The following is a 9,481-nucleotide window of genomic DNA, read 5'->3' on the forward strand; positions in this document are numbered from 1 at the left end:
TTCTTTTGACGAAGTCCGCACCGCGAGCGGCGGGAAAAAGAACAATAAAAATCGATAAGTTTAAAAATTTTAATATATATAAATAACATTGAAAACAATAAATTATTATAACTATGCTAAAATTTTAATAAAATCTTATAATAAAAAAAACAAATCTAATATATTTTTTAATTATCAAATTAAAATAATTGTATGAGGTATATATGATTGATAAAAAAATTGATGTGTTTGAGAACTATCCTGTTTATAAGGCATTAATTACATTAGCACTGCCCACAATACTCGGAATGCTTGTGAATGTGTTTTATAATATGGTTGATACATTTTTTGTAGGAAAAACAAACGACCCTAATCAGGTTGCTGCTGTTTCTTTAACTATGCCTATATATTTGGTTCTCATGTCTTTTGGTTCTATATATGGTATAGGTGGAGCTTCATATATATCCAGATGTTTGGGTTCTAAGAATTATGATAAAGCTAAGAAGGTTTCATCTTTTGTATTTTATGCTAGTGTTGTTACTGGTTTGGTATGTATGATAGTATTTTTTGTATTTTTAGAAAATATATTAAAATTATCTGGAGCTAGTTCTAACACTTATGTTTTTGCTAAGGATTATTTGCTTATAGTGGCAATTGGTGCTATATTTGTGGTTTGCCAAATGTCTATGGGGCAGGTTGTGCGTTCTGAGGGGGCTTCTAAGGAGGCTATGTTTGGAATGATGCTTGGCACTGTAATAAATATTATACTTGATCCTATAATGATACTTTATATGAATATGGGAGTTGCTGGTGCTGCTTTGGCTACTATAATAGGAAATGCTTGTTCTTTTTTATATTATACTTTTTATATACTTAAAAAAAGCACTTTTCTTTCTATAAAGATAAAAGATTTTTTAATTAGCAGTGATATATTAAATAATGTATTTTCTATTGGTTTTCCTGTGTTTATGAACAATGTGCTTATAAGTGTGGCAAATATTTTAATTAATAATTTTGCCTCGAGGTATAATGACAATGTTGTTGCTGGGCTTGGAGTATCTCAAAGAATATTTACACTTGTGCTCTTAGTGTTTATAGGTTTAGGTCAGGGAGTACAGCCTTTTATAGGGTATAATTTTGCTGCAAAAAATTATAAAAGAATGAATGCTTCTATAAAGCTTTCTTGTTTGTTTAGTTTTATTTCTGGTATTTTATTTTTAATATTTGCTTTTATATTTTCTAGGGATTTAATTAGGATTTTTATAGATAATGATGAAGTTATAGAGTATGGTTCTAAGTTTTTAATAGCTGCTTATTCAGTAGCTCCTATTATAGGTTTTCAATTTATATTTATGTCTACATTTCAGGCATTAGGAAAAGCTTTGCCGTCTTTAGTGCTTTCTATATGCAGGCAAGGGTTAGCATTTGTTCCTGCCATATACATAGGTACTAAATTTTTTGGTATAAACGGCATAATATGGTCGCAGCCTATAGCGGATATTGTGTCTATATTATTATCTACTATAATGTATATTTATATATATAGAAGGGCTAAAAGAAAGTTATCAGATGCAGTATAATTGTTTTTTGTATAAATTTTATATATAATCGAAAAAATAAATTTGACAAAGAGCATAATATTTTATATCCTAATATATAGAGGTATATAAAAAATGGAAAATCTAAATCAATTTATAGATCATACTATATTAAGGGCGGATGCTACGATAGATGATATAAGAACATTATGTATAGAAGCTAAAGAGCATAATTTTTATTCTGTATGTGTTAATTCTGCCTATGTTAATGTTGCCTACAATTTTCTTTTGCATTCAAATGTTAAGGTTTGCTCGGTTGTTGGTTTTCCGCTTGGGGCTATGATTAAAGAGGCTAAGGCTTATGAGGCTAAATTTGCCATTGATAGCGGTGCTGATGAAATAGATATGGTTGCCAACATTGGTTTTTTAAAAAGCAAGAAGATAGATTTATTTGAAAGAGATATTAAGAAAGTAAGAGATGCTTGTCATGCAGCTATGCTTAAAGTTATTATAGAAACTTGTCTTTTAACTGATGAAGAGAAGGTGTTAGCTTGTAAGATAGCTAAAGAGTTTGGGGCAGATTTTGTTAAGACTTCCACTGGCTTTTCTACAGGAGGGGCTACAGAACATGATGTTGAGCTTATGAGAAAAACAGTTGGTGATAAAGTTGGAGTTAAAGCTTCTGGCGGAATAAAAACTTATGAAGATGCTATAAAAATGATAAATGCTGGTGCTAATAGAATAGGTACTAGTAATGGCGTTGCCATAATGAAATCTTTAAAATAATTTTCAATATTTTTAATAAAATATAAATATCAAGGATTATTATAAATGGAATATAGAGAGCCTAAAGCATTCTATGATGAAGAAGCCTTTAATAAGGGATTATTGCAGTATCATATAAAATTAAAAAAGGGTGATGTTGCAAGATATGTTTTACTTCCAGGAGATCCTAAAAGAGTTGAGTATATAGCAAGTTTTTTAGATGATGTAGAGTTTAAAGCAGACTATAGAGAATATGTTACAGTTACAGGAAAATACAAAAATGTACCTGTAAGTGTAACTTCAACAGGTATAGGAGGTCCTTCTGCTTCTATAGCTATGGAAGAGCTTATAAGAGTAGGAGCGGACACTTTTATACGTGTCGGTACAGGCGGTGGACTAAGTTTAAAAGTTAAGCCTGGTGATTTAGCTATAGCTCAGGCTGCCATAAAAGATGAGGGTACTTCTTTAGAATATATACCATTTGAATATCCTGCTATTGCTAATACAGATATAGTTTTTGCTTTGAGAGATGCGGCGAAATCAAAAAATTATAATTATCATATAGGTGTTGTTCATAGTAAAGATTGTTTTTATGGTGAATTAGAGCCAGAGAATTCTTTTTTTAGAGAGAGATTTGAAAATAATCTTAAATATTATACATTATGTGGAGCTATAGTTTCAGAGATGGAATGTGCAGCTCTTTTTTCTTGTGCAGCTATTAGGAATGTGAGAGCTGGTGGAATTATGCATGTTGTGGAAAACACTATGATAGAGAGAATGGGTACACATTTAAATTATTCTTCAAATATAGATAATATGATTTTAACTGCATTAGAAGCTATAGTATTATTAGAAAAGAGAGGGTAATATATTTTATGTCTAATACAAAAAATGCTTTGCCAAAATCTTTTTTTAGAGAAGATGAAAATTTAGTTCATCATTTAAAATTAAAAAAAGGTGATGTTGGAAGGTATGTTATAATGCCTGGGGACCCTAAAAGATGTGTAAAGATAGCAAAAAGGTTTGATGATGCTAAATTAGTAGCAGATTTTAGAGAATATGTTACTTATACTGGTTATATAAATGGCGTAAAAGTTTCTACTACTTCGCATGGTATAGGTGGACCTTCTACAGCTATAGCATTAGAGGAGCTTATAAAGGTGGGGGCTGATACTTTTATACGTGTTGGTACTTGCGGTGGAATGAATATGAATGTGCTTCCTGGAGATGTTGTAATAGTAAGCGGTGCTATAAAGGTTGGGGGTACTATGAGAAACTATATACCTAATGAGTTTCCTTGTGTGCCAAATATAGATGTATTAGATGCTATGATTAATGCTTCAAAAAAAATTAATATAAAAACTCATGCGGGTATTGTTCATTGTAAAGATGCTTTTTATGCACAGCATGCTCCAGAGAGTATGGCTGTTGATAAAGAGCTTTTATATAAATGGGAATCATATATAAAGGCTGGTTGTTTAGCTTCAGAAATGGAGTCTGCTGCTCTTTTTGCAGTTGGAGCTTCTAAGGGTGTGAGAACAGGTGCTTCTATGCTTGTACTTCACAATCAGGAGAGAATAAAAAATGGGATAGATGACCCTAAAAATTATACAGGTGAAGAGGCTATAGATTTAGTTATAGAGTCTATTAAGGTTTTAATAGATAATGATAAAAAATAATCTTGGGCTTTAATAAAAATTAAGCAATAAATATTTTACAAAAAATAGGAGAAGATATGAAAAAACTTTTATGTTTATTATTTATTTCTGTAATGATATTATCTTGCGGAAGCGGTGGTAAGGGGTATGAATTAGCTTTAATTACTGATGTTGGTACTATAGATGATAGGTCTTTCAATCAGGGAGCTTGGGAAGGTTTGAAGAAGTATGCAGAAGAGAAAAAAATTGCTCATAAATATTATCAGCCTGCAGAAAAATCTACAGATGCTTATATTAATGCTATAGATTTGGCTGTTGCTGGTAAGGCTCAAGTTATAGTAACTCCTGGTTTTTTATTTGAGCCTGCTGTATATAAAGCACAAGATACTCACCCTGATGTAAAATTTATACTTTTAGATGGTGCTCCTCAAGATGGTACTTATACTGATTTTAGAATAGAAAGCAATGTTTATTCTGTATTTTATGCAGAAGAGCAAGCTGGTTTTTTAGCTGGTTATGCTATAGTAAAAGAGGGTTATACTAATTTAGGTGTTATGGCTGGTATGGCTGTACCTGCTGTTATAAGATTTGGTTATGGTTTTGTACAGGGAGCAGAATATGCAGCTCAGGAATTAGGATTAGCTAGCGGAAGTATTAAAATAAATTATACTTATGTTGGTAACTTTAATCCTACTCCAGAAAATCAAACACTTGCTACTTCTTGGTATCAAAGCGGTGTACAGGTAATATTTGCTCCTGCAGGCGGTGCTGGAAACTCTGCTATGGCTGCTGCTGAACAAAATAATGGACTTGTTATAGGTGTTGATGTTGATCAAAGTGCTGAGTCTAAAACTGTTATTACTTCTGCTGTAAAAATGCTTGGCGGTTCTGTTTATGATGCTATAGATGCTTATTATAATAATAATTTCCCTGGCGGACAATCTGTTGTACTTGATGCTAAAGTTAATGGTATTGGTCTTCCTATGGAAACTTCAAGATTTAAAAACTTTACTAAAGATCAATATGATGCTATATATCAGCAATTAGTTGCTGGAAATATCAAACTTCTTAAAGATACTGATGCAGATTCTGTTAATAAGCTTCCTTTAAATATTGTTAAAGTTAATTTTATACAGTAAAAAAATTGTTTTGATATAAAAGGGATACCTCTTGATAGGGTATCCCTATATTTTAGGAGGTAAATATTGTGGAATATGTAGTTGAGATGTTAGGAATTACAAAAAAGTTTAAGGGAATAGTAGCTAATGATAATATCACTATACAATTAAAAAAGGGTGAGATACATGCTTTGCTTGGTGAAAATGGAGCTGGTAAATCTACACTTATGAGTGTACTTTTTGGACTTTATAAACAGGAAGAGGGTATTATTAAAGTTAATGGAAAAGAGGTTAATATTGATAACCCTAATACGGCTAATGCTTTAGGTATTGGTATGGTGCATCAGCATTTTAAGCTTGTTCATAATTTTACTGCTTTAGAAAATATTATGCTTGGGGTTGAAACTGTAAAAAATGGTATGCTTCAAGTAGATGATGCTAGAAAAAAGGTTATGGAGTTGAGTAAAACTTATGGGCTTGAAATTTATCCTGATGCTATTATTAGTGATTTAACTGTTGGAATGCAGCAGAGAGTTGAAATATTAAAAATGCTATATAGAGATAATGATATACTTATCTTTGATGAACCTACCGCAGTACTTACTCCTCATGAAATTGAAGAACTTATGAAGATAATGAAATCTTTAACAAAAGAAGGTAAATCTATACTTTTTATTACTCATAAATTAAATGAAATTAAAGAAGTTGCTGATAGATGTTCGGTTCTTCGTAAAGGAAAATATATTGGCACTATTGATGTAAAGACTACCACAAAAGAAGAGATGTCTGAGATGATGGTTGGAAGGAAGGTTGCTTTGGTAGTAGAAAAAACAGAAGCTAAACCAAAAGATGTTATATTATCGGTTAAGGATTTAAATGTTAAATCTCCTCATAGCGAAAAAAATATAGTAAAAAATGTTTCTTTTGATGTGAGAGCTGGAGAGATAGTATGTATTGCTGGTATTGATGGAAACGGACAGACTGAGCTTATACATGCTTTAACAGGACTTATGGATATGTCTAGCGGAAGTGTTAGTTTGAATGGAAAAGATATTACTAATTTATCTATAAGAAAAAAGACATTAAGCGGTATAGGTCATATTCCTGAAGATAGGCATAAACATGGACTTGTGCTTGATTATACTCTCGCTGAAAACACTATACTTCAAACTTATTTTACTGATAGATTTCAAAAGAATGGATTTTTAAAATTTAAAGAAATAGAAGATTATGCTAATGTACTTATAAAAAGATTTGATATAAGGAGTGCTGAAGGTGCTAAAACTTTTGCAAGGAGTATGTCTGGAGGAAATCAGCAGAAAGTAATAATAGCTAGAGAGATAGATAGAAATCCTGATTTACTTATAGCAGTTCAGCCTACTAGGGGATTAGATGTTGGGGCTATTGAATATATACATAAAGAATTAATTGCACAGAGAGATAGTGGTAAGGCTGTTCTTCTTGTGTCATTAGAACTTGATGAGGTTATGAATTTGAGTGATAGAATACTTGTTATATATGAAGGTGAAATTGTAGCTAATGTATTAAACAAAGATATTACTATTAATGAGTTAGGCTTATATATGGCTGGTTCTAAAAGGAGTGCTTAATGAGCAGTAATTTAAAAGATAAATTTGCAAGTATTTTAGAGAAAGAGGGATTTATAAATGTATTTTCATCTTTTCTTGCTATTATTATAGGTTTACTTTTAGGGCTTATAATACTTTTGGTTAGTAATGTAAGAGATGCTTTTCCTGCTTTTATGACTATACTTTCTGGAGGTTTTTCTGGGGGAATGAGAGGAATAGGACAGGTTATATATACGGCTACTCCTTTAATATTAACAGGGCTTTCAGTTGGTTTTGCTTTTAAGAATGGACTTTTTAATATAGGAGCTTCAGGTCAATTTATTATAGGGGCTTATGCTGCAGTATTAGTTGCTATTAAATGTACATTCTTGCCTCCTGCAATTCATTGGGTTGTTGCTTTGCTTGCTTCATTTATAGCTGGTGGTTTATGGGCTTATTTGCCCGGACTTCTTAAAGCAAGATTTAATGTTAATGAAGTTATTTCAAGCATAATGATGAATTATATTGGTATGTATCTTGCTAATTATTTAGTTACTTTAACAGTTTATGATATGCTTAAAAATCAATCGCAAAATATTCCTCCTTCAGCTACATTACCTGGAATGGGATTAGATGTATTATTTAGAGGCTCTAGTGCAAATGGCGGTTTTTTTGTTGCTGTGATAGTTGTTATTATAGTTTATATAATACTTTCTAAAACTACATTTGGTTTTGAGCTTAAAGCTTGCGGATTAAACAAAGATGCGAGCAGATATGCAGGTATCAATGAAAAAAGAAATATTATACTTTCTATGGTAATTGCCGGTGCTTTAGCTGGACTTGGTGGAGGGCTTCTTTATTTATCTGGTATTGGCAAACATATTGAGGTTGTTGATGTGCTTGCTGAAGAGGGATTTATGGGCATACCTATTGCATTACTTGGACTTTCTCACCCTATAGGTGTTTTAATTGCGGGGCTTTTTATTGCTCATATCACAGTGGGCGGATTTTATATGCAGGTTTATGATTTTACACCTGAGATAATAGAGATGATTATTGCTTCTATTATTTATTTTAGTGCTTTTGCTTTGCTTTTTAAATCTATTGTTGGATTTATATCTAAAAAGATAAACAAAAATAGAGAAACAAATGCTAATGAGTAAAAATGCAAGTTAAGTAAAAGACAAATAAAAAGGAGTTTTCAATGGATACAATTTATTTTTTAGTACAGCAGACTATGTTTTTTTCTATTCCTCTTTTACTTGTTGCTTTGGGGGGAATGTTTTCTGAGAGGAGCGGAGTTGTTAATATTGCTCTTGAAGGCATTATGATAATAGGAGCTTTTGCGGGAATATTTTTTATAAGCAGGCTTGGAGCTAATTTCCCTCCTACCGTTACATTATTTTTGGCTATGATTATATCTGCTTTAGCAGGTATTATATTTTCACTTTTTCATGCTTATGCTGCTATTAATATGAGTGCCGATCAAGTTATTAGCGGTACTGCTTTAAATATATTTGCACCTGCTTTTGCTATATATGTTACTAGAGCTATACAAACTGTTCAGCAAATAAGTTTTGTTAATAATTTTAGAATAGAGTCTGTGCCTATACTTGGAAGTATTCCTGTTATTGGTAATTTATTATTTAAAAATACTTATATAACAACTTATATAGGTTTTATAATACTAGCTTTATCTTGGTTTATACTCTATAAGACAAGATTTGGTCTTAGGCTTAGAAGCTGCGGAGAACATCCTCAGGCTGCTGATTCTGTGGGTATTAATGTTTATAAGATAAGATATATTGGTGTTGCTATATCTGGTGCTTTGGGAGGTCTTGGAGGATTAGTGTTTGTTATACCTACTTCTACAAACTTTAATGCTACTGTTGCTGGATATGGATTTTTGGCTTTGGCAGTACTAATATTTGGTCAATGGAAGCCTATTAAAATACTTTATGCTGCTTTTTTCTTTGGGCTTATGAAAACACTTGCTTCAGCATATTCTGGTATACCTTTACTTGCTAATTTGCCTATATCTAATAGCATTTATAAAATGATACCTTATATTGCTACTTTAATTGTGCTTTCATTTACCTCTAAAACTTCTCAAGCTCCTAAAGCTTCTGGTATACCTTATGATAAGAGTATGCGTTAAAAAAGATGCTTGAATTAGATTGTTTTTATGGTATTATATAAAGCATGCATGATATAAAATTAATAGCCACCGATTTAGATGGAACTCTTCTTAATAATAATAGTGAAATAAGCGATTATAATAGAGATGTGCTTAAACATTGCATTAATAAGGGAATAGAACTTATATTTGCTAGTGGAAGACCTTTTGATGGTCTTAAGAGGTATAGTAAATATTTAGATAATAATAATTATTCTATAGTTTGTAATGGTTCTGTTATTACAGACAGCGAAGGTAATATTGTATATAATGAAGTTATTAAAGAGAAAGATGTTTTTTATTTAATGGATATTGCTAAAAGTTATGATGTTTATTTGCATGTTTATAATGGCAATCAATATATAGTTTCTGAAGAAGATATATATTTCAAAAATTATGCCAAAAAAGAAAATATTACTGATGTTGTGATAGGGTTTGATTCTATTGATAATTATAATTTTAGTAAGATGTTATTTATTGGTGAAAATAATGTTCTTTCTAACCTAGAAATTTATATAAGAGATAATCTTGATGTTCATACTTCATTTTCTCATCCTAATTTTTTGGAAGTTTTGGCTTCTGGTATTAATAAGGGGAGTGCTTTGAAGTGGCTATGCGATAAGAAAAGTATTGATAGAAAAAATGTAATAGCTTTTGGTGATAATTATAACGATATAGA

9 protein-coding genes are annotated in these 9,481 nt (G+C 31.2%); all 9 read left to right on the forward strand.

The window, feature by feature from the left end; genetic code table 11:
• The first annotated feature begins 203 nt into the window (after positions 1-203).
• Positions 204-1,559 carry an MATE family efflux transporter gene (locus E6A48_RS09880; RefSeq protein WP_219710042.1) on the forward strand — a complete coding sequence of 452 codons (1,356 nt, stop codon included), beginning with the start codon at positions 204-206 and terminating at the stop codon, positions 1,557-1,559.
• 93 nt (positions 1,560-1,652) lie between these two features.
• Positions 1,653-2,303, forward strand: a complete 651-nt coding sequence (gene deoC / locus E6A48_RS09885) for a deoxyribose-phosphate aldolase (protein ID WP_219710043.1) — start codon at positions 1,653-1,655, stop codon at positions 2,301-2,303.
• A 45-nt stretch (positions 2,304-2,348) separates the two neighbouring features.
• On the forward strand, positions 2,349-3,149 hold the full coding sequence (locus E6A48_RS09890) for a nucleoside phosphorylase (protein WP_219710044.1): 801 nt from the start codon (positions 2,349-2,351) through the stop codon (positions 3,147-3,149).
• An 8-nt stretch (positions 3,150-3,157) separates the two neighbouring features.
• Positions 3,158-3,961 carry a nucleoside phosphorylase gene (locus E6A48_RS09895; RefSeq protein WP_219710045.1) on the forward strand — a complete coding sequence of 268 codons (804 nt, stop codon included), beginning with the start codon at positions 3,158-3,160 and terminating at the stop codon, positions 3,959-3,961.
• A 56-nt stretch (positions 3,962-4,017) separates the two neighbouring features.
• Positions 4,018-5,079, forward strand: a complete 1,062-nt coding sequence (locus tag E6A48_RS09900) for a BMP family lipoprotein (RefSeq protein WP_219710046.1) — start codon at positions 4,018-4,020, stop codon at positions 5,077-5,079.
• Between the two features lie 86 nt (positions 5,080-5,165).
• Entirely contained in the window at positions 5,166-6,668 is a 1,503-nt protein-coding gene (locus E6A48_RS09905; RefSeq protein WP_258018598.1) for an ABC transporter ATP-binding protein, read from the forward strand.
• A complete protein-coding gene (locus tag E6A48_RS09910; protein WP_219710048.1) occupies positions 6,668-7,789 on the forward strand; it encodes an ABC transporter permease in 1,122 nt (373 codons plus the stop codon). Before E6A48_RS09905 ends, E6A48_RS09910 begins: the two co-directional genes overlap by 1 nt.
• Before the next feature lie 41 nt (positions 7,790-7,830).
• Positions 7,831-8,784 carry an ABC transporter permease gene (locus E6A48_RS09915; protein WP_219710049.1) on the forward strand — a complete coding sequence of 318 codons (954 nt, stop codon included), beginning with the start codon at positions 7,831-7,833 and terminating at the stop codon, positions 8,782-8,784.
• Between the two features lie 44 nt (positions 8,785-8,828).
• The coding region (locus E6A48_RS09920; protein ID WP_219710050.1) for a Cof-type HAD-IIB family hydrolase at positions 8,829-9,481 on the forward strand (653 nt) is incomplete at its 3' end.

It is taken from the genome of Brachyspira pilosicoli (assembly GCF_019402445.1).
Taxonomy (GTDB): domain Bacteria; phylum Spirochaetota; class Brachyspiria; order Brachyspirales; family Brachyspiraceae; genus Brachyspira; species Brachyspira pilosicoli_B.

Excerpts from the sequence above, each read along its gene's own strand:
- E6A48_RS09915 (WP_219710049.1), top strand. The coding sequence starts at position 7,831 with ATGGATACAATTTATTTTTTAGTACAGCAGACTATGTTTTTTTCTATT.
- E6A48_RS09895 (WP_219710045.1), top strand. The coding sequence starts at position 3,158 with ATGTCTAATACAAAAAATGCTTTGCCAAAATCTTTTTTTAGAGAAGAT.
- deoC (WP_219710043.1), top strand. The coding sequence starts at position 1,653 with ATGGAAAATCTAAATCAATTTATAGATCATACTATATTAAGGGCGGAT.
- E6A48_RS09910 (WP_219710048.1), top strand. The coding sequence starts at position 6,668 with ATGAGCAGTAATTTAAAAGATAAATTTGCAAGTATTTTAGAGAAAGAG.
- E6A48_RS09880 (WP_219710042.1), top strand. The coding sequence starts at position 204 with ATGATTGATAAAAAAATTGATGTGTTTGAGAACTATCCTGTTTATAAG.
- E6A48_RS09890 (WP_219710044.1), top strand. The coding sequence starts at position 2,349 with ATGGAATATAGAGAGCCTAAAGCATTCTATGATGAAGAAGCCTTTAAT.
- E6A48_RS09900 (WP_219710046.1), top strand. The coding sequence starts at position 4,018 with ATGAAAAAACTTTTATGTTTATTATTTATTTCTGTAATGATATTATCT.
- E6A48_RS09905 (WP_258018598.1), top strand. The coding sequence starts at position 5,166 with ATGTTAGGAATTACAAAAAAGTTTAAGGGAATAGTAGCTAATGATAAT.